Consider the following 18,118-nt stretch of genomic DNA (forward strand, 5'->3'; position numbering starts at 1 on the left):
ATATTGTGTTCGCGCGGTGCGCCCCAGTGCGACTCAAATTATGGAGAGGCAAAAATGACTGGACAGGTTTTGAAGTCGAAGTTGGTGAATTTTCTGGTGGCCGATGCCGAGGTGAATTACGACAACGTCGACGATTTATATTCCATGGCCGAGGCTGGCAATGTGGACGCGTTGGGCGATGCGCTGGAGGCCTTCAAGGAAGCATACGGAGGACTTTGGGTTGGCGGGAAGATGGAGCTGACCCAGAAAATGGTTCGTTTGAGTGCCAATGCCATGAACCGCCTCGTTCAGGACGGGACGCTGGATATTGAACTCCCACTGGCATTAATCCGGAAGGTCACGATTGAAGGCGGGTTTATGACGAAGATCATCCGTCTGGATACCGGCGCTGGCAGCGTTAAATTCCGGTGTTTTGGTGCGAAGGATGTTGCTGCGATGATAGAGAAGGCAATCCTCTTGCCAAATTGACAGGCCTGAACAAAACTGAAAACCCGCTATTTTTTTCGACTCAACTCTGGTCACTGTTTCTTTGGTACATCAAACCCAGAAAATGGTGACGGATCTATTTTTATAAATAGATCTGTCACCCTCACCTTTTTTGGTCACCTTTTTTGGAGGGGAAACTGGAAAGTTGAACCACACAGTTAGAGCAATGCTTCTATCTCTGCGAATTTTACTGTGAACCTTCCCAGAGGAGGGTATTGAGCGAATGTCTCAACGACCAATGGTTTGCTTGGAATCATTCTACCTTCTGCTTTTACGCTCTTGCCGTCATCTGAAAAGCGCATACCGACAATCTCCATTCCATATTTCTCGCGAAGGACGCGGGGCAAGTTAGAAAAAGTCACCGCCTTCCCTTCAATCTCAGTCACTGTAATTTCTACCGTATCCGCCATGATCACTCCCTAAACTTAAGTCAGATTAATTGTTTGCATGTAAAGCATGAGCGTGCCAGCTCAGTAAGTAACCTGTAAAAGATGACAGTTTTCTAGACCAAAACTGAATAACTCCTAGCGCGTCCATCTCATTTCCGGATTGGGGAGCTTATGGGGGTTCAAAAAAATATACGCTAAGCCTCTGCGCTTAAACTGCGTTTACTGTTCCAATGTTTTCTATTCGTGGCGTTGGGAGGCAATGGAACCTAAAGACAGCATTGGCTCATAGCGATCGTCCAGTTGAAGTACACCTCAGTCTGGCATCAGGCTCCTTGACATAAGAAAAGAGGTGACAGCTCTATTTAAATGAATAGGGTGCCACCTTTTTTGGGTCTTCTTTTTATCTGTTGGGCAGCAAACCTCAAAGGGTCTTTTGCATAGGTATTAGCGGATGCGCAGCAATGCGTTTTTTTGATGCATATTCATTGGTCGGTTACTGTCCCGTGGGCACATCAAACCCACGCTGCTCAATCACCCGAAACACATCGCTCACATCCTGGACCATGATCCGGGCGATGTTGGTGACGGTGTTGATGTCGTGTTCGGCGTAGTCGGGGAGGCTGGTGCAGGCCATGAGGTTGAGGTATTTGAGGACGGCGTTGAGGCGTTCGCTGAGGCAGTTGTGGAGTTCGCGCAGTGGGGCGTCGTAGTCGATGAGCAGGACGGGGTGGTCGGTGGCGAGTTGGGACATTGGGGTGAAGCGGCGGGGCGGAATGTTCGTTGTCATAAGGATGAACTCTTCAAAAGCTAATGAAGCCACCTTTCTGCTACGAAACATTGGGTGGCAGCTATGTGCGGGTTCGCAGACCGGAGAAGAGATCAAAGCCGGCAGACCCGAAGGTCTCCCACACACAGCCGCCATAAAACGTAACGGCGGCAAAGTTTGCCACAGTTGTTTTTAGCGGTGTGATCACTTCTGCAGGGCTGCGAAACCCAATCGCTGACTTTGGTCAGCGATGGTTCGAATATAGGCGGCGATTTTGGTGGCTGCAAACGGGGGGGTAGGACGTAAATCGGTGTTTTGTGGCTGATGGCGAAGACTATGTTCGGCTGAGCAGCAGTCGTTTAATCAGAGGTTGTTTAATGTCAGGTGGACCGTGCGTGCTGGATTTGCGGCTGCTGCGCAGCCGAACGCAGGCTTCGCCAGCTGCTACAGGATGTGTGCATGTTTAAAGGTTTGGTGGGGTTTGGGACGGCTTCGCCTCTCAGCGGGAGCAAGTTCCCTCGTCACAGAGGGTGATTTCCCACACGATTTTCGGAGATGAAAATCAAAGAAAAGCAGCCTCTGTTGCGTGGTCATTAAGCGTGGCCGGAGAGGCACGGCTTCATTCATAGCTTTTCATAAACCACTTCGAAATTAGATCCCAGTTCGATTTGGATAGTGGCGAGCAGGGCGTGCGCCGCAGAATCGAACCGTGTGTACTCCTCTGATTCCCAAGGGCCGGGATCTGGTGGGTAGTCCCAGTTTAGAGATGTGTCATGCCAGCGTGTCAATTCATTCAGAGACGTTCGGGTTTTGTCAGTAAGCGGTAGCTGATCTTCAATTGGGCCTACCGAAAATTGTTCGCGTGCGGCTTCGTTCCCGCACCACAACACGCCGCCACCCCATTCGAACATCAAGCGTATAACGAATTTTTGTTTCATCGCGCTGTTCCGGCGGGGGTAATAGTGCCCGAGATGGTAGCGGTGATTTTAAATTGCAACCATCCACGACAGCTGGTGAGACCTGAAACAGATTTCAGATGTACCTGCAAAAGTAAATTGTGCTTTGAGTCAGTCAGAATAAACAAAGCCCCAAATCATCGGGGCTTTGTCATTTGAAATTGCGCAGTTTTCTAATCCTTATCGCGGACCATCCGACCTCATTGCCCAGCCTGCGGCGAATGCGGGTTGTGTTCGGTGTGCTTCGGTCCCGCCAATGCCCACGCCACCACCCCAATCAGCGGCACAAACACGATCACTACGATCCACAAGAGTTTGTTGCTCGATTTGCCTTCGGCTTTGCGTACTCGGTTGATGGCCCATAGCTCGACCAGCAATAGAACGGTTGTCAGTACGATCCAGATTGTTTCGATTTGCATTAGTCACCCTCCAGATAGTCTTTCCGTTAGGTGGGTTGTGGTGGGCAGGGTTCATTTAATTTTGGGGAGACGTAAGCGGGGTTGCTCGCGATGGTGGGCTGGCAGGCCAATCCATATTGGCTGTCAGGGCCTCATCGCGAGCAGGCTCGCTCCCACAGGGGAATGGGGGATTAGTTAGATTGAGTTGGCCAGTTTTCCGGTTGAGAGGCGGCGTTTGTAGGCGGTGTCGCGGTTGGCCAGCCAGTAGTAGAGCGGGGAGGTGATGAGCAGACCGACCAACCACGACAAGTCAGCGCCGTTGATGTGCTCCGAAATCGGCCCGACATACAGCGGCGTGTTCATGAACGGAATCTGCACCGCAATCCCGATCGCATACGCCAGCAACGCCTGGGGGTTGTACCGGCCGTAGATGCCGCCATCGACCTTGAAGATCGAGTTGATGTCGTACTGACCTTTGTGAATCGCGTAGAAGTCGATCAGGTTGATCGCGGTCCATGGCACCAGCACCACGAGCAGCACCAGCACCATGTCGACGAAGTGGCCGATGAAGTTGGCAGACGCGCCGACAGCGGCGAAGCAGCAAGCGGCGAGGATGATGACCGAGAGGACGGCGCGGCTTTTGGCGGTGGGGATCCAGCGGTAGGCGAAGGTCTGGATCAGGGTGATCAGCGACAGCACGGCGCCGTAGAGGTTGAGGGCGTTGTGGCTGATGACGCTGAGCAGGAACAGCACGAGCATCAGTGGGCCGATGGAGCCCGTGGCGAGTTTGACGGCGTCCATGGTGTCCATGCCGACGGGTGTGGCGAGGACGGCGACAGCGCCGAAGATGAACGAGAGGCTGGAGCCGAGGACGGTGCCGAGATAAGTCGTCCAGAACGTTGCGGCGACGGGTACGTTGGCTGGCAGGTAGCGCGAGTAGTCGGAGACGTACGGCGCGAAGGCGATTTGCCAGAGCGCGGCGAGGGACACGGTGGCGAGCCAGCCGGAGATGTTGAAGCTGCCGCGGGTGAGGAAGTCGGCGGTTTGCACGTGGGTGAAGATGTAGCCGAAGCCGAGCACGATGCCGGCGCCGAGTACCCAGGTGCCGATGCGGTTGAGCACGTGGATGAAGCGGTAGCCGATGATGCCGATGATGCCGGAACCGAGGGCGCCGATGACGATGCCCACGGGTACCGGAACGCTGTCGACTACGCCATGCAATGACTTGCCGGCGAGGACGATGTTGGAAGCGAAGAAGCCGATGTACATGATGCCGGCGATCAGCACCACCAACAGTGCACCGAGGGAGCCGAACTGGGCGCGACTCTGGATCATCTGCGGAATGCCCATCTGCGGGCCTTGCGCGGAGTGCAGCGCCATCAGCACGCCGCCGACGAGGTGGCCGACGAGGATGGCGACGATGCCCCACACCAGGTTGAGGTGGAACATCTGCACGCCGAGGGCGCCGGTGACGATGGGCAGCGGGGCGATGTTGCCGCCGAACCAGAGGGTGAACAGGTCGCGGGTTTTGCCGTGGCGATCTTCGGGCGGCACGTAGCCGATGGTGTGTTTTTCGATGAGCGGGGCGGCGGTTGTTGCTGTGGTAACCATGACGGACTCCAAGGCATTTTGAGTACGTGGACGTACTTCGGTGAGCGCCGCACGGGGGCGACGCTTTTCTTGTTGGAGTTGATGATGTGCGGTGGGGGCGGATAGATAAATTAGAAAGATTGTGGGTATAGACGTTAAAAAATGTATGTCGCCGGGTAGCCGAAAACCCTGTGGGAGCTAGCCTGCTAGCGATAGCGATTTGACAGTCAAAAATGATTTGGCTGACAGATCGCTATCGCTAGCAGGCTAGCTCCCACAGGGGGTTGGGGGTGTTCAATGCTTCGTGATTTCAGGCCTGCCGGATCGTTAAAACACCACGGACCGTGTAGGAGCGAGGCTTGCCCGCGAAGGCGGCCGAACATTCAACATCGTAGTTGACTGACACATCGCCTTCGCGGGCAAGCCGCGCTCCTACAATGATCGTGTCAGTCGGAGATGGAGGTCAGCATCCGTTTCAACATGGCATCGCAAGCGGTGAGTTGTTCGAGGCTGACGAATTCGTCGGGTTTATGGCCCTGGTCCATGCTGCCTGGGCCGCAGACGACGGTGGCGATTCCGGCGGCGTCAAACAGGCCGCCTTCGGTGCCGAACGCTACTGTGCCGAATTCTCGGGAACCGGAAAATATGGCGATCAACTCGGCTGCTTCGCTGTGCGCATCGGTGGCCAATCCGGGGTACGCCGACAACTGGCTAAATCGAATCTCACTCTGTTCACTCACCGCACGCATACGCGGCAACACCTGTTGCTCGGCATAGGCTTTCAGCTCCTGCGCTACCTCACTCGGATCATGCGAAGGCAACGCACGGATTTCGAAATCGAAGCGGCAATCAGCGGGGACGATGTTCAACGCTTTGCCACCGGAAATCACACCGGTTTGCACGGTGCTGAACGGCGGATCGAAACGCGCGTCGTGATGCTCGGGCGCTTTGAGGCGTTTACCAATCCGTCCCAGTTCACCGATCAGTTCAGCGGCATATTCAATCGCATTAACCCCAAGCGGCGCGTACGCCGAATGGCATGCTTCGCCATGAATATCGCAACGCATCGCCAGTTTGCCTTTATGCCCGAGCACCGGTTTAAGTTCGGTCGGTTCACCAATGATGCAGAGCATCGGTTTGACCGGACGCTGCTCCAGTTCCGCAAGCAACGAGCGCACGCCGAGGCAGCCGACTTCTTCATCGTAGGACAGCGCAATGTGCACCGGCAGCCGCAACCGAGCGTTCACCAACGAAGGTACCAACGCCAGCACGCAAGCAATGTAGCCTTTCATGTCCGCCGTGCCACGCCCGTACAGCTTGCCGTCGCGCTCGGTGAGTTCGAACGGCGCAACGGTCCACGGTTGGCCGTCGACGGGCACCACGTCGGTATGCCCCGACAGCACGATGCCCGGTCGATCCGCCGGGCCAATGGTCGCGAACAGATTGGCCTTGCTGCGCTGCTCGTTGTAGATCAGTTCGCAAGGCACGTCGAAGCTCGCGAGGTAGTCGCGGACGAATTCGATGAGGTGCAGGTTGGATTCGCGGCTCGTGGTGTCGAACGCCACCAGCGTTTGCAGCAAATCGCGGCTGCTACTCATCGGTCGTCTCCGGCGACGCCGTAGCCCGGAGATTTGTCGGGAGCGAGGGCGCGGTCGATGTAGTCCTGGGCCTGCGGGCGATAGGCGTCCCAGAGTTTTTCCAACTGGCCGATGGGGTTTTCGTCAGCCCAGTCGACCCGCAGGTTGATGATCGGCCAGGTCAGTTCACCGACCACCACCATCGCCGCCGAATGCACCGGCCCGGCTTCGCCACCGGCGGCGATGGCGGCTTTCATCGCCGCGAGCAATCGGTCGGCGAGTTGACCTTCGCCGTGTTCGAACGCCTCGACCATGGCCTCGATCACCGAACGGTCCGCGAGCATGTTGCCGGCGGCGACGCATTGCTCGCCGGACACGGCGTTGTGGTTGCCAAGGGTTTGCGCGCCGCTGAAATGCGCGGTTTGGCCGAGGTGGTCGATGGCGGTGATCTGGCGGTATTGGCTGTAGCCGTTGCGTGTCAGGACTTTGTCCAGTGCCTCGGCCGGGGCGAGGCCTTGCTCCATGAGGGCGAGGACTTCCGGGCCTAACGACGGCAGGGTGATGTTTTGTGTGGAGACGGCGCCGACACCCGGCAGCAACCACGGGCAGCGGGCGCCGACGGCGATGCTGGAGGAACTGATCGCAATGCCGAACTGACCGGTTTCGGGGCAACGGGCGGCGATGGAGAAGGTCATGGGTTTTGCTCCTTGGTTTGCCTGGGCGAATGAGGTGTTTGGGCGGGCCTCTTCGCGAGCAAGCTTCGCTCCTACATTGATCGGGGTCGTGCATGAAATCGAGATCTAACGTAGGAGCGAAGCTTGCTCGCGAAGGCCGCGACTGGGTCTTACCTGCTTACTCAGGAATCACCGCAATCACATCAATCTCCATCAACCACTGCGGCTGCCCGAGTGCCGAAACCACCAGGCCAGTAGAAATTGGAAACACGCCTTTCAGCCATTTCCCGACTTCCTGATACACCGGCTCGCGATACCGTGGGTCAATCAGGTAAGTCGTGGTTTTCACGATGTGGCTCAGGTCGCTGCCAGCCTCTTCCAGCAACTGCTTGACGTTGCGCATCGCCTGTTCGGCCTGAGCACGCGGGTCACCCAGCCCCACCAGTCGGCCCTCGAAATCAGTCCCGACCTGGCCGCGAACATAAACGGTGTTGCCGGCGCGGACTGCTTGGCACAGGTCGTTGTCCAGGCTCTGGTTCGGGTAGGTTTCCTTGGTGTTGAACATGCGAATACGGGTATGGGTTGGCGTGGACATATGACGCTCCTGAAAAGAGAAAGGCTTAAGCACTGACCGTGGTTTTATGGGCGACCGGGGCCTGTTCAGCCTCGCGTTGCGCCGCGTCGTGGTAGTCGAGGTAAGAGCGCTGAATGGCGATGTGATCAGCCACGTATTTGGCGTCATGCCAGACACCCCAGATGAACGAAGAGCCGCGACGGGACTGCCACGGCAGGCCAAGGAAATACACGCCAGCCTCGCTCGACACGCCGCGCTGATGCTGCGGCTTGCCGTTGTCGTCGAAGGCATCGACCTTGAGCCAGCTGTAATCGGTGGCAAAACCGGTGGCCCAGATGATCGAGGTGACGCCGGCCTTGGTCAGGTCGAGCTCAAGAATCGGCTGGGTTACACACTCCGGATCCGGGAACACATGGCGCGCTTCAGGTTCTTCCGGCAGGTCCAGGCCATTGCGTTCGATATAGGCGTCGGCGGCATTCAGCAGAGCCAGATAGTTCTCATCGCCACGCGTCAGGTTGTCGGCAAGATTCGGCTGGAACGTCGCCACACCATCGTTGAACGATTGAGTCAAACCCACCAGCGTCATGCCGCGATGCGCCAAGCCACGGAAGTCCACGGTGCGGCCACCATGGGCGCCGCTGACCGCGATGGTCACGTGTTCCCGACCCGGTTTCATCGCCGCCTGATCCCATTCGCCAAGCACACCCAGCCACCAGCAGAAATCACGGTTGCGATAAGCGCGAGGAGGGCGGTCGTGGGCACCGACCGAGAGGTAAACCTTCTTCCCGGCGCGCTGCAATTCATCGGCAATCTGCACGCCGGACGAACCCGCGCCGACCACCAGCACCGCGCCTTCAGGCAGTTGTGCCGGGTTGCGGTAATCGGCCGAGTGGATCTGCAGGAAGGGTTGATCGTGCGGCGCAATCGGCGGGATGACCGGACGCTGGAAAGGCCCGGTGGCCGCCACCACTCGGTTGGCTTCAATCACGCCTTCAGAGGTTTCAATGGTGAAGCCCGGGCGACCGACATTGCGTTCGACTTTCAGCACGTCCACGCCAGTGCGGATCGGTGCGTTGAATTTCTTCGCATAGGCTTCGAAGTAATCAGCGACGCGTTCTTTCGGGGCAAATTCGTCGGGACTGAGGTCGTCAAAATCAAGACCTGGAAACCGGTCGTGCCACGCCGGACCATTCGCCACCAGCGAATCCCAGCGCCCGGTACGCCAGCGCTCGGCAACACGGTTGCGTTCCAGTACCAGGTGTGGCACGCCGAGTTTGCTCAGGTGTTCACTCATGGCCACGCCAGCCTGACCGGCGCCAACAATCAGCGTATCTGTTTTTATTTTTTCAGTGGTCATCTCAATACCCTTCGAAGTTGGAGTGAGGTCGCGAACGGCCTGCCATTTCTTGGGCTCAAGACTAGGGATGACCCTGGTATCGGTAAAATATTATTAAGCTGGCATTTGAGTATAAATAACTGAGGCAGAGCGCTATCCAGCGTTCCATCAAGGCGAGTGGATACGCCAACGTGGCGCTGCGGGGTAACATGGCGTCTAAGACAGCCGGTTCGGTAACGTAATGGAGTGGGGCGAGATTGATCGAACGACGCCAATTTAGCGGAGGCATGAAGGGCAAAAACCTTCGCTATCTGAATGAACACCCTGATGGGACCCAGCAAACGGTCCGCGCCGGATTCCTGCTGCTCGAACATTTCTCGCTGCCCGCGTTCACCCAGGCGCTGGATACGGTAATTACGGCCAATCTGCTACGCCCCGACTCGTTCTCGTCCCGCACGTTCGGCTTGGATGAAGGCGAGGTCGTCAGCGATCTGGGCCTGGTCATCCGGCCCGATGCGCGCATCGATTGTTCAGCGATCAAAGCGCTGGACCTGCTGGTGATTTGCGGCGGCTACAGGACAGAACTCAGGGCCAGCGAAGGCTTGATCAGCCTGTTGGGGACGGCATCAGACCAAGGCGTCAGCCTGGCCGGGTTGTGGAACGGTGCGTGGTTCCTGGGGAAGGCCGGTTTGCTGGACGGTTACCGTTGCGCGATTCACCCCGAGCATCGCCCCGCACTCGCGGATTTCTGCAAGGCGACGCAGGTCAGCAGCGAGCCTTACATCATCGACCGAGACCGACTGACAGCGTCCAGTCCTTCCGGCGCATTTCACATGGCGCTGGACTGGATCAAAGGGCTGTACGGCAAAGCGCTCGTCGAGGGGATCGAGGACATCCTGGCCTTCGAGGAGTCCCGCTACCGACGCATCAAGCCGACGGAGAATGTCTGTGTGAGCGCGCCCTTGCGCGAGGTGGTGAAGCTGATGGATGCCAACCTCGAAGAACCTTTGGAGCTGGAGCAACTGGCGGTTTACGCCGGTCGCTCACGTCGACAACTTGAGCGCTTGTTCAAGGAGCAACTGGGGACAACGCCGCAACGGTATTACATGGAATTGCGGATTACCGAAGCGCGGCGGCTACTCCAGCATACGGAGCTGTCCCAGGTGGACGTGCTGGTGGCGTGCGGCTTTGTGTCGCCGAGCCATTTCAGCAAGTGTTACAGCTCGTATTTCGGCTACCGGCCTTCCAAGGAAAAGCGACTCGTTAAATAAGATCAGCCGAACATAAACCCTGTGGCGAGGGGGGCTTTTGTGGCGAGGGGGCTTGCCCCCGTTGGGTCGCGGAGCGGCCCCCAGAAGCGTCCGTTCAGACAGACCGAGTTGTCCGGATTTACGACTGCTCCGCAGCCGAACGGGGGCAAGCCCCCTCGCCACAAAAGCCCCTCGCCACAAGTAAACTCCCATGCCACAAAAGCCCCGTCAGGCCACAAATGTGGGAGTCTGAGCTTGGGTGAATAGCTTTAATGCATCTTGCTGTGATCAGCCATGCCAAGTGCTCGGGCCTCGGCGTCTACCTTAATCGTCTCTTTCTCGCCCTTGGCGTTTTCCACGGTCAGGGTGAGGGGGACTTTATCGCCTTCCTTCACCTGCGCCGTCAGGTCCATCAGCATCACGTGGTAACCGTGAGGATCAAAGCTCACCGGTTTGCCGGCCGGCAGCGCGACGGACTCGACCTGACGCATGCTCATCACATCGTCTTTCATGATTGACTGGTGAATTTGCACGATTTTAGCGATTGGCGATTGCACGCTGAGCAGCTTGCTGTCGCTGTCAGCTTGCAATGTCATGAACGCACCAGTCGATTGCTGGCCGGCAACGGTTGCACGGACCCAGGCATCGTCCACTTTGGTTTGAGCAGATACTTGCCAGGCCATGCCGATCAGGGCGCATCCCAGGACCAGTTGCTTGGCACGTCGCGAGAAAGCGGTTTTTGCGCAGATCGAATTCATTAGCAGACTTCCATGACAGTGAGCAGGTCTTCTGCGCACTCTTTAGCCGTAAGGGACGCGGACAGCCCCAGGCGCAAGTTGCCCCGGGAGTCGAAGACGTAGCTGGTCGCGGTGTGGGAGAGGGTGTAGGTCGAACCGCTCGGGATCTTTTCGAAGAACACGCCGAATTCTTTGGCGGTGGCGGCGGTTTCTTCGAGCGTGCCGTGCAACGCCTCGAAACTCGGGTCGAACGATTTGACGTAGGCGTCGAGCATTTGCGGGGTGTCGCGTTCGGGGTCGAGGGTGATGAAGATCACCTGCAGCTTCTCGCCGTCGCGGCCCATCAGCTTCTTGGCCTGCGCCGCTCGGGCCAGGGTCGTCGGGCAGACCGCTGGGCATTGGGTGAAACCGAAAAACACCATCGGCATCAGGCCGCGATAACTGGTGAGCATCTTCGTTTCGCCCTGGGCGTCTTTGAGCTTGAAGGTACGTCCCATGATCTTGTCGCTGAGGTCCTTGCCGTACTTGAACGACAGCTTGGGGCCGTCATCGCAACCGGCGAGCAGGCCAAGACTCAACAAGCCCATACCGCGCAGGACCGTGCGACGGGTAAACAACGTACTCATGGAAAAGCATTCCTGTGTTGCGACGTGAGATCTACAGCGCCTGATGTATCAGACGAAAAAAAACGTGTGGATATTAACAAACTGTGACCGTGCTTCGCTCATTGTTGGACGAGGGGTGGTTTTGGTACAGGTGCAGGAATCGCAAAAAACTACGGATCAGTAGAAAAGCGCGGACCACTGACACCCTGGCATAACTCGATCCCCTGTAGCAGCTGCCGAGCAGCGCGAGGCTGCGTTCGGCTGCGAAGCAGTCGTAAAATCGGGCAGTGCGGTGTGTCAGGTAAACCGTGTTCTCGGATTTTACGACTGCTGCGCAGCCGAACGCAGCCTCGCGCTGCTCGGCAGCTGCTACAGGTTATGCGGTGCGGTTGATGGCGGGTGTTGGACACATTGCCACGCGGACACATTCCAGATACATAAGTGCGCTTTCATGGTCCCGTCCCCCCTCACAATGAGAGCGTTGCCATGTTCCGCAAACTGCAGCAAGCCGCCCGACTGCTCAGCCAGAGCGCACGTTTGATGATCGGCGTCCCCGATTACGACAATTACGTTACCCAGATGGCGCTCAAACACCCGGAAGAACCGGTCATGAGCCATTCGGCGTTTCTTCGTGAGCGTCAGGAAGCCCGCTACGGCGGCAAGCAATGCACGACGCGCTGCTGCTGAAAACCGCTCGCAACGCGGCAATCCGCACAATATCTTCGCCATTGCGTTACGGCTGCTAAGCTTCGACGTTGCAGCGTCCGAGCCTTTACGGGCTCGGGCGTTGAGCGTGGCCATGGAGTACGACTTCAGTATCAATATCCACCTCAACAGGGGTGGCGAGCGATTGTCGGTAACCTGCACGGAGGCAGGCAATGGTGATCAAGCACGTAGGCAATACGAGTGCCGAGGGCGTTCCCGAACCACTCGATCGTCAAGAAATAGAGCGAGTGCTGGCGCTGTTGCTGGCCAGTCCGGTGTTTGCCAAGTCCAGGCGCATGGGCAGTTTGCTGCGTTTCCTGGTCGATCACGACCTTCAATTTCCCAATATTCCGCTCACCGAGCACGCCATCGGCATTGCGGTGTTTCGCCGTGACCCGTCGGTTTACTGCACGGGTGACGACCCGGTGGTGCGCGTCCAGGTGGGGCGGTTGCGGCGCAAGCTCGCGGCTCATTACGCCACCCTGGGTCAGCAAGACCCGGTTCGACTGAGCCTACCGGCCGGTTGTTATCGGCTGGCTTACCAGCGGCTCAGACCCAAAAGCCTCGCGACTCGCCATCCGGTCCTGCAGATTCAGCCGTTTACCTGCATCACCCGCGACGGCGACGACTTTACCCGGGGCTTGTGCGAAGAGTTGAGCTGCCGGCTGTTCGAGTCGTTCGAGCAGACGCAAAGCCAAGGCAACCACGTATTGATGAAGGTGCCGCGAAACAGCGTTAAAGCACTGGACGTTGTGCGGGCAGGGCGCGGTAACTATTCCCTCGAGGGCAGCGTGCGGGTGGAGCCGAGCCGGGTCCGCGCATCGGTGCGCCTGATTGATGTCGCTCAGGGCCGGATCCGCTGGTCAGAGCAATTCGATCGCAATCGACCTTACGGCATCGCGACCCAGGAAGACCTGGCGGAGTCGATCTGTCGGTCGTTGACGGGCTATTTCGCCCGGGGCGGCGGTGATGTTTCCTGAGGAAAAGGGGCAACCGCAAGGCTGCCCCTCGATGCGACGATTACACGGTTTTCCAGGCACCGTCTTCGTAGAGGCGGGTTGCATCGTTAACGACGGTCAGGTCGATTTCGATGGCCTTGGACCGCGAAGTGCTGAACATGGTGCTGGTCTGCACGTTCTGTTCGAACCACACGAGAATGGTTTCGACGGGGGTCAAAACGGTATTGCCGGTGACCACCTGGTTCGTGGCAACGTAGATCGGGGTGCTGATCTGCTGGCCGTCGATGCCGACGGACAATTGGTTGATGCCGGGGTGAATCGGGCCGTATTCGTTATCCAGGGTGATGGAGGTATCAGGGCCACCGGTTACCGCCGGGCCCAACAAGCCTTCCGCGCTGAGCACAGATTGTTGCCCCAGGCCGATCGTGACGATGTTGGTCGAGACCTTCACCGTCACGTCAGCCTGAAAACTATTGGACCCGAACAGTTGGTACTGAGGTGTCCAGCTGAAGCCGTTGTTGCTCAGGTACTTGTCATAGGACTGCCAGACAACGTTATAGGCTTCGTTACCGACCTTCTTGGCAAAGCACAGCTTGTAGCCTGACTGCTTGAGCAGGGTCAGGTCAGCGGCTGCGATCTCGATCGTGACTGACTTTTGAGTGGCCGCCAGGGTTGACGTCAACACCTTGCTGTAGTCCGACGTTTTGAGATTCTTTGGGGCAACGCTCTGGAACGATTTGAAGGCCTCTTGCACATCATTGTGGAGTTGCAGGCTTTGATTGCTCACAGCGCTCGACTTACTCATGGCTTTCCTCTTCCTTGGTTGTGTTAGGCAATCAATGGGCAGCGGGCAGCGAATCCGACAAGTGATCGGGCAGCACCCTCTAAACCCATTGACGGCTTCACAGTAGGCGCAGGATTCAGGGCGGCGAAGTGTCTTGGCGTTACAGCGGGGAGGGCGGTTGACCCGGCAAGGTAACAGCGTGCGTAACCGGGTTGTATCAAGGGGATCTGCAAGTCGAAACAGCAGGGCGGCCGTGCGACCGCCCCACCGTGGCTCATACAGCTGGGCTACTCACCTTCGCGTCGGCCCAGACAAAGTTCCAGCTGGTCCGTTTGCCTTTGGCAATCTCGATCAGCTTGTTCTCGTACACGGTGTGATTGACCGTGCCGGTGTAGGTCAGTTTCCGGGCCGCATTGTTCCCGGTGACTTCCCCGGGTTTACCGCCAGAGTCGGTCATGGCCTTTTTCATGTCGGCTTCCGACGGGGCACTGCTCTGGTTTTTTTCAACGGTTACGAAACTCATGATGTCACCTCTTCCGTGATGGGGGGATCGGCGGACTGCAAGCCGGCACGTTTTTCGTCCCTGCCCACACACCGAAGCCAATACTCTATTGGCCTGCCGCGCACTGTAGAAGTGACAACACGGTCGGTAAGGTAACAACGCGGATACAGAAAATAGAGCGATGTAACGGCGATGTATCAGCCCGCGACCTCACTTCGCTTTCCAGTGCCCACCGCCCGATTCGCAATCGATCTTCGATTGGTTCAAGTGTTCCGCACCGTAGTAATACGTGGTGACCTGGGCATTGTCGGGAATGTTGAGCGACTTGCTGTCCTTGTCCTTGCTGGTGGAGTGGGGGTTGGCCAGCGATTCCTGGGTCAGCGTCGCGATGCACGCGGCCTGATAGTGATCGTCGCACTGTTCGACTTTTTTCTTGGTGCTGGTGAGCATCTCCTTGCTCTCGTTGCTGCATGACCAATCGATGGCGTTCACCGGCATGCCTTCGTACTCATAGCAGGTATGGGACTCGACCACCGGCACCGAAGGGCTTTGGGATCGGGTCAGGACATCACAGCCTTCGGCGAATACCAGCGTGGGACTCAGGCTGGCGAGCAGAAACAGCAGTCTACGTTTCATCGGGATTTCCTCTCCAATGGCGCCGCTCGTGATCAAAGATTGGCGCTGATAGGGTTTCGAAAACACGATGAGGCGCAGGGTTCAATTCGTTTTTTGATGCGTTGGGCTGTGAAGCCATAACACATCCGTACGCCTCGAACCCTGTAGCAGCTGGCGAAGCCTGCGTTCGGCTGCGAAGCAGTCGTGAAATCGGTAACTGCGGTGTTTCAGGAAAACCGCGTGTTCAGGTTTTACGGCTGCTGCGCAGCCGAACGCAGGCTTCGCCAGCTGCTACTCAGGTCGAGTTGTGGCTCTACTGCGCAATAAACTCGCGAATCGCCTTAATGGTCTGCGTCGGCGCTTCTTCCATCAGCCAATGTCCCGCCCCCGGTATCACCACTTCCGTCACCGTGTCCGCCGCGTTGCGCATCACAATTGCTTCGTTGTTCCCAAAGGATTTCTCACCGCCGATGGCCAGCACCGGCATGGTCAGGCGTGTCTTCATCGACGATTCGTTGTCCACTGCGTCCTGACGAATGCTGCGGAACTGCGCGAAGGCCGCGTGCATGGCGCCGGGGCGGGCATAAAGCTTGGCGTAGTGCTGACGGGTCGCTTCATCGACCTTGGTCGGGTCGCCAGCGAACTCGTTCCAGAAGCGGTCCAGGTAGATGCGCTCACGACCGGCGACCAAACGTTCGGCATCCGGCCCGCCGAAGTCGAAGTGCCACAGCATCGGTGAGCGAACAATCTCGTTCCAGGGTGGAATGCCCGGCACGGGCGCGTCCATCACCACCAGGCGATCCGTCAGCTGCGGATAACGCGAGGCGTAGGCGAAGGCGACCATGGTGCCGATGTCGTGGCCGATGACCACCGCGTGCTCGATCTTCAACGCTGCCAACACCCCGCGAATGTCGCCCGCCTGGGTCTTCTTGTCGTAGCCGCTGTCCGGGATCGACGACAAGCCCATGCCACGCAGGTCCGGCACCACGACGGTGTGGTCCTTGGCCAGGTCGGCAGCCAGTGGCGCCCACATGTCGCCGGTGTCACCGAAGCCATGCAGCATCACCACGGCGGGGCCCTTGCCACCGACGCGCACATGAATTGTCGCGCCTTCGACCGGGATGTCCTGAACACGAAAACCGGCAGGAAAGGGCGTCACGCCGGCATGGGCCGGGATGCTCAGTGCAAGCAGAAAAGCGCTCAACAGGATACGGATCATCACGGTGCCCCCCGTCAGTGCCCGGGGAAGGCCCGAAGCAATGTGGATGAGCGTAGACCGTTTGATCCGAAGCAGGAGTGCCCTCTCGCTCGCACGAGAGGGCAGGTGCCAGACTCAGGTGTGATGAATCTCCCGATCCTTGGTTTCCGGCATGAAGAATATGCCCAGAACGGCCGTCATCACGGCGATGACAATCGGGTACCAGAGGCCGTAGTAGATATCCCCGGTGGCCGCGACCATGGCGAACGCCACCGTCGGCAGGAAGCCGCCGAACCAGCCGTTGCCGATGTGGTAGGGCAGCGACATCGAGGTGTAGCGGATGCGCGCCGGGAACAGTTCCACCAGCCAGGCAGCGATCGGGCCGTAGACCATGGTCACGTAGATCACGAGGATAGTCAGGAGCAACAGCACCATCGGGTAGTTGGTCTTGGCCGGATCGGCTTTCTCGGGGTAGCCGGCTTCTTTGAGCGAGGCGCCGAGGGAAGCGGTGAAGGCATCGTTCTTGGCTTTGAAGTCGGCGGCCGGCATGCCGGTGCCCTCGAAGCTCTGGATCACCTTGTCACCGATGCGCACTTGCGCGACGGCACCCGGCTCGGCCTTCTCGTTCTTGTACGGGATGGCTCTCTTCGCCAGCACGGTTTTGGCGAGGTCGCAGGAGCTGGTGAATTTGGCCTTGCCCACCGGGTCGAACTGGAACGAGCACTGGTCGGGATCGGCGATCACCGTGACCGGGTTCTTCTCCTGCGCGACGAACACGTCGGGGTTACCGTATTGGGTCAACGCATGGAAGATCGGGAAGTAAGTCAGCGCTGCGATAATGCAGCCGGCCATGATGATCCCTTTGCGGCCGATGCGGTCGGACAGGCTGCCGAAGATGACGAAGAACGGCGTGCCGATCAGCAGCGAGCCGGCAATCAGCAAGTTGGCGGTCTGCGGGTCGATCTTCAGCGTTTGCAGGAGGAAGAACAGCGCATAAAACTGCCCGGTGTACCAGACGACGGCCTGGCCAGCGGTGCCTCCGAGCAGGGCCATGATCACGATTTTGAGGTTGTCCCAGCGGGCGAAGGATTCGGTCAGCGGCGCCTTGGAGGCCTTGCCCTCAGCCTTCATTTTCAGGAACACCGGCGACTCGCTGAGCTGCAAGCGGATGTACACCGAAACGATCAGCAGCAGGATCGACAGCAGGAACGGAATCCGCCAGCCCCAGGCCTCGAAGGCTTCGGTGCCGAGGATGGTGCGGCAGGCGAGGATCACCAGCAACGACAGAAACAGGCCGAGGGTCGCCGTGGTTTGAATCCACGAGGTGAAATAGCCACGCTTGCCTTTCGGCGCATGCTCGGCGACGTAGGTCGCCGCGCCGCCGTACTCGCCACCCAGCGCCAGGCCTTGCAACAGGCGCAAAGTGATCAGGATGATCGGCGCCGCCACGCCGATGGTCGCGTAGCCGGGCAGAAAGCCCACGATGGCGGTGGAGATACCCATGATCACAATGGTGATGAGGAAGGTGTGCTTGCGCCCGATCATGTCGCCCAGTCGGCCGAAAACGATGGCACCGAATGGACGCACCGCGAAGCCCGCGGCGAATGCGAGCAGCGCGAAGATGAAGGACGTTGTCTCATTGACGCCGGCGAAGAAGTGCTTGGCGATGATCGCGGCCAGGGAGCCGTAAAGGTAAAAGTCGTACCACTCGAACACGGTGCCCAGGGACGAGGCGAAGATGACCTTGCGCTCCTCCTTGGTGATGCCATGGTGGGGCGCACTGCCCGTGGAGGTGTTGTCGATTGCGGCCATGAGTCTTCTCCGTCGTTCTTGTTATAGGCCGGAGTACCCCATTACCTCTTTGCCGCACCCAGGCCCTTGGGCTGATGTCGTCAGATTACGGATTGCGCGAAGCATGCACACAGGTTGACTGCCTCGCATCGCTGCAAGGTTTCATGAAGCATAATCGGCTTCTCGCAGATATCCACTCGACATCATGCTCAACCGTTGGATCAGG

At 58.3% G+C, this 18,118-nt stretch carries 20 protein-coding genes; 4 read left to right on the forward strand and 16 right to left on the reverse strand.

Going from position 1 to position 18,118, the window contains the following annotated elements; all coding sequences use genetic code 11:
* Positions 1 to 54 precede the first annotated feature (54 nt).
* Positions 55 to 468, forward strand: a complete 414-nt coding sequence (locus tag ACYZT6_RS10120; RefSeq protein ID WP_462026759.1) for a hypothetical protein — start codon at positions 55 to 57, stop codon at positions 466 to 468.
* 176 nt (positions 469 to 644) lie between these two features.
* Here the strand turns inward: ACYZT6_RS10120 and ACYZT6_RS10125 are convergent, their stop codons facing one another.
* From ACYZT6_RS10125 to ACYZT6_RS10165, 9 genes are all read right to left on the reverse strand, one after another.
* Complete coding sequence (locus ACYZT6_RS10125; RefSeq protein ID WP_462026760.1) at positions 645 to 896, reverse strand: hypothetical protein; 252 nt, start codon at positions 894 to 896, stop codon at positions 645 to 647.
* Between the two features lie 472 nt (positions 897 to 1,368).
* The gene (locus ACYZT6_RS10130) at positions 1,369 to 1,662 is read right to left on the reverse strand and encodes a fructose-bisphosphate aldolase (RefSeq protein WP_462026761.1); all 294 of its coding nucleotides are present in this window, start codon (positions 1,660 to 1,662) and stop codon (positions 1,369 to 1,371) included.
* Between the two features lie 602 nt (positions 1,663 to 2,264).
* Positions 2,265 to 2,579 carry a hypothetical protein gene (locus ACYZT6_RS10135; RefSeq protein ID WP_462026762.1) on the reverse strand — a complete coding sequence of 105 codons (315 nt, stop codon included), beginning with the start codon at positions 2,577 to 2,579 and terminating at the stop codon, positions 2,265 to 2,267.
* A 218-nt stretch (positions 2,580 to 2,797) separates the two neighbouring features.
* Positions 2,798 to 3,016, reverse strand: a complete 219-nt coding sequence (locus ACYZT6_RS10140; protein ID WP_462026763.1) for a PLD nuclease N-terminal domain-containing protein — start codon at positions 3,014 to 3,016, stop codon at positions 2,798 to 2,800.
* 174 nt (positions 3,017 to 3,190) lie between these two features.
* The gene (locus tag ACYZT6_RS10145) at positions 3,191 to 4,606 is read right to left on the reverse strand and encodes a purine-cytosine permease family protein (protein WP_462026764.1); all 1,416 of its coding nucleotides are present in this window, start codon (positions 4,604 to 4,606) and stop codon (positions 3,191 to 3,193) included.
* A gap of 425 nt (positions 4,607 to 5,031) precedes the next feature.
* On the reverse strand, positions 5,032 to 6,183 hold the full coding sequence (argE, locus tag ACYZT6_RS10150; RefSeq protein ID WP_462026765.1) for an acetylornithine deacetylase: 1,152 nt from the start codon (positions 6,181 to 6,183) through the stop codon (positions 5,032 to 5,034).
* Positions 6,180 to 6,857 (reverse strand): DUF1028 domain-containing protein, encoded by a 678-nt coding sequence (locus ACYZT6_RS10155; protein ID WP_462026766.1) that lies wholly within the window; start codon positions 6,855 to 6,857, stop codon positions 6,180 to 6,182. The genes argE and ACYZT6_RS10155 overlap by 4 nt, the downstream gene beginning before the upstream one ends.
* A gap of 157 nt (positions 6,858 to 7,014) precedes the next feature.
* Positions 7,015 to 7,431 carry a RidA family protein gene (locus tag ACYZT6_RS10160; RefSeq protein ID WP_017338215.1) on the reverse strand — a complete coding sequence of 139 codons (417 nt, stop codon included), beginning with the start codon at positions 7,429 to 7,431 and terminating at the stop codon, positions 7,015 to 7,017.
* 25 nt (positions 7,432 to 7,456) lie between these two features.
* Positions 7,457 to 8,767: a flavin-containing monooxygenase gene (locus tag ACYZT6_RS10165; RefSeq protein ID WP_462026767.1), complete on the reverse strand. Its 1,311-nt coding sequence runs from the start codon at positions 8,765 to 8,767 to the stop codon at positions 7,457 to 7,459.
* Positions 8,768 to 9,033: 266 nt separating this feature from the next.
* On the opposite strand from ACYZT6_RS10165, the gene ACYZT6_RS10170 reads away from it, so the two are divergent.
* Positions 9,034 to 10,017, forward strand: coding sequence for a GlxA family transcriptional regulator (locus ACYZT6_RS10170; RefSeq protein ID WP_462026768.1), 984 nt, complete (start codon positions 9,034 to 9,036; stop codon positions 10,015 to 10,017).
* A gap of 248 nt (positions 10,018 to 10,265) precedes the next feature.
* Here the strand turns inward: ACYZT6_RS10170 and ACYZT6_RS10175 are convergent, their stop codons facing one another.
* Together ACYZT6_RS10175 and ACYZT6_RS10180 are read right to left on the reverse strand one after the other, a co-directional pair.
* On the reverse strand, positions 10,266 to 10,754 hold the full coding sequence (locus ACYZT6_RS10175; protein WP_462026769.1) for a copper chaperone PCu(A)C: 489 nt from the start codon (positions 10,752 to 10,754) through the stop codon (positions 10,266 to 10,268).
* Positions 10,754 to 11,359 carry an SCO family protein gene (locus ACYZT6_RS10180; RefSeq protein ID WP_462026770.1) on the reverse strand — a complete coding sequence of 202 codons (606 nt, stop codon included), beginning with the start codon at positions 11,357 to 11,359 and terminating at the stop codon, positions 10,754 to 10,756. The genes ACYZT6_RS10175 and ACYZT6_RS10180 overlap by 1 nt, the downstream gene beginning before the upstream one ends.
* 465 nt (positions 11,360 to 11,824) lie before the next feature.
* Here ACYZT6_RS10180 and ACYZT6_RS10185 point away from each other — a divergent pair, with 465 nt between their 5' ends.
* Positions 11,825 to 12,025 (forward strand): YbdD/YjiX family protein, encoded by a 201-nt coding sequence (locus tag ACYZT6_RS10185; RefSeq protein ID WP_462026771.1) that lies wholly within the window; start codon positions 11,825 to 11,827, stop codon positions 12,023 to 12,025.
* A gap of 191 nt (positions 12,026 to 12,216) precedes the next feature.
* A complete protein-coding gene (locus ACYZT6_RS10190) occupies positions 12,217 to 13,023 on the forward strand; it encodes a hypothetical protein (protein WP_462026772.1) in 807 nt (268 codons plus the stop codon).
* 40 nt (positions 13,024 to 13,063) lie between these two features.
* Here ACYZT6_RS10190 and ACYZT6_RS10195 read toward each other — a convergent pair whose 3' ends face one another.
* The 5 genes from ACYZT6_RS10195 to ACYZT6_RS10215 form a co-directional block, all read right to left on the reverse strand.
* The gene (locus ACYZT6_RS10195; RefSeq protein WP_462026773.1) at positions 13,064 to 13,807 is read right to left on the reverse strand and encodes a hypothetical protein; all 744 of its coding nucleotides are present in this window, start codon (positions 13,805 to 13,807) and stop codon (positions 13,064 to 13,066) included.
* Between the two features lie 253 nt (positions 13,808 to 14,060).
* The gene (locus ACYZT6_RS10200) at positions 14,061 to 14,309 is read right to left on the reverse strand and encodes a hypothetical protein (protein ID WP_462026774.1); all 249 of its coding nucleotides are present in this window, start codon (positions 14,307 to 14,309) and stop codon (positions 14,061 to 14,063) included.
* A gap of 189 nt (positions 14,310 to 14,498) precedes the next feature.
* On the reverse strand, positions 14,499 to 14,924 hold the full coding sequence (locus ACYZT6_RS10205) for a hypothetical protein (RefSeq protein ID WP_462026775.1): 426 nt from the start codon (positions 14,922 to 14,924) through the stop codon (positions 14,499 to 14,501).
* Positions 14,925 to 15,216: 292 nt separating this feature from the next.
* Complete coding sequence (locus ACYZT6_RS10210) at positions 15,217 to 16,122, reverse strand: alpha/beta fold hydrolase (RefSeq protein ID WP_462026776.1); 906 nt, start codon at positions 16,120 to 16,122, stop codon at positions 15,217 to 15,219.
* 114 nt (positions 16,123 to 16,236) lie between these two features.
* The gene (locus tag ACYZT6_RS10215) at positions 16,237 to 17,913 is read right to left on the reverse strand and encodes an MFS transporter (RefSeq protein WP_462026777.1); all 1,677 of its coding nucleotides are present in this window, start codon (positions 17,911 to 17,913) and stop codon (positions 16,237 to 16,239) included.
* Between the last annotated feature and the right edge of the window lie 205 nt (positions 17,914 to 18,118).

It is taken from the genome of Pseudomonas sp. RT6P73 (assembly GCF_054897715.1).

Excerpts from the sequence above, each read along its gene's own strand:
- ACYZT6_RS10155 (WP_462026766.1), bottom strand. The coding sequence starts at position 6,857 with ATGACCTTCTCCATCGCCGCCCGTTGCCCCGAAACCGGTCAGTTCGGC.
- ACYZT6_RS10165 (WP_462026767.1), bottom strand. The coding sequence starts at position 8,767 with ATGACCACTGAAAAAATAAAAACAGATACGCTGATTGTTGGCGCCGGT.
- ACYZT6_RS10195 (WP_462026773.1), bottom strand. The coding sequence starts at position 13,807 with ATGAGTAAGTCGAGCGCTGTGAGCAATCAAAGCCTGCAACTCCACAAT.
- argE (WP_462026765.1), bottom strand. The coding sequence starts at position 6,183 with ATGAGTAGCAGCCGCGATTTGCTGCAAACGCTGGTGGCGTTCGACACC.
- ACYZT6_RS10160 (WP_017338215.1), bottom strand. The coding sequence starts at position 7,431 with ATGTCCACGCCAACCCATACCCGTATTCGCATGTTCAACACCAAGGAA.
- ACYZT6_RS10125 (WP_462026760.1), bottom strand. The coding sequence starts at position 896 with ATGGCGGATACGGTAGAAATTACAGTGACTGAGATTGAAGGGAAGGCG.
- ACYZT6_RS10170 (WP_462026768.1), top strand. The coding sequence starts at position 9,034 with ATGAAGGGCAAAAACCTTCGCTATCTGAATGAACACCCTGATGGGACC.
- ACYZT6_RS10180 (WP_462026770.1), bottom strand. The coding sequence starts at position 11,359 with ATGAGTACGTTGTTTACCCGTCGCACGGTCCTGCGCGGTATGGGCTTG.
- ACYZT6_RS10145 (WP_462026764.1), bottom strand. The coding sequence starts at position 4,606 with ATGGTTACCACAGCAACAACCGCCGCCCCGCTCATCGAAAAACACACC.
- ACYZT6_RS10190 (WP_462026772.1), top strand. The coding sequence starts at position 12,217 with ATGGTGATCAAGCACGTAGGCAATACGAGTGCCGAGGGCGTTCCCGAA.
- ACYZT6_RS10120 (WP_462026759.1), top strand. The coding sequence starts at position 55 with ATGACTGGACAGGTTTTGAAGTCGAAGTTGGTGAATTTTCTGGTGGCC.
- ACYZT6_RS10205 (WP_462026775.1), bottom strand. The coding sequence starts at position 14,924 with ATGAAACGTAGACTGCTGTTTCTGCTCGCCAGCCTGAGTCCCACGCTG.
- ACYZT6_RS10130 (WP_462026761.1), bottom strand. The coding sequence starts at position 1,662 with ATGACAACGAACATTCCGCCCCGCCGCTTCACCCCAATGTCCCAACTC.
- ACYZT6_RS10215 (WP_462026777.1), bottom strand. The coding sequence starts at position 17,913 with ATGGCCGCAATCGACAACACCTCCACGGGCAGTGCGCCCCACCATGGC.
- ACYZT6_RS10200 (WP_462026774.1), bottom strand. The coding sequence starts at position 14,309 with ATGAGTTTCGTAACCGTTGAAAAAAACCAGAGCAGTGCCCCGTCGGAA.
- ACYZT6_RS10175 (WP_462026769.1), bottom strand. The coding sequence starts at position 10,754 with ATGAATTCGATCTGCGCAAAAACCGCTTTCTCGCGACGTGCCAAGCAA.
- ACYZT6_RS10140 (WP_462026763.1), bottom strand. The coding sequence starts at position 3,016 with ATGCAAATCGAAACAATCTGGATCGTACTGACAACCGTTCTATTGCTG.
- ACYZT6_RS10210 (WP_462026776.1), bottom strand. The coding sequence starts at position 16,122 with ATGATCCGTATCCTGTTGAGCGCTTTTCTGCTTGCACTGAGCATCCCG.
- ACYZT6_RS10185 (WP_462026771.1), top strand. The coding sequence starts at position 11,825 with ATGTTCCGCAAACTGCAGCAAGCCGCCCGACTGCTCAGCCAGAGCGCA.
- ACYZT6_RS10135 (WP_462026762.1), bottom strand. The coding sequence starts at position 2,579 with ATGAAACAAAAATTCGTTATACGCTTGATGTTCGAATGGGGTGGCGGC.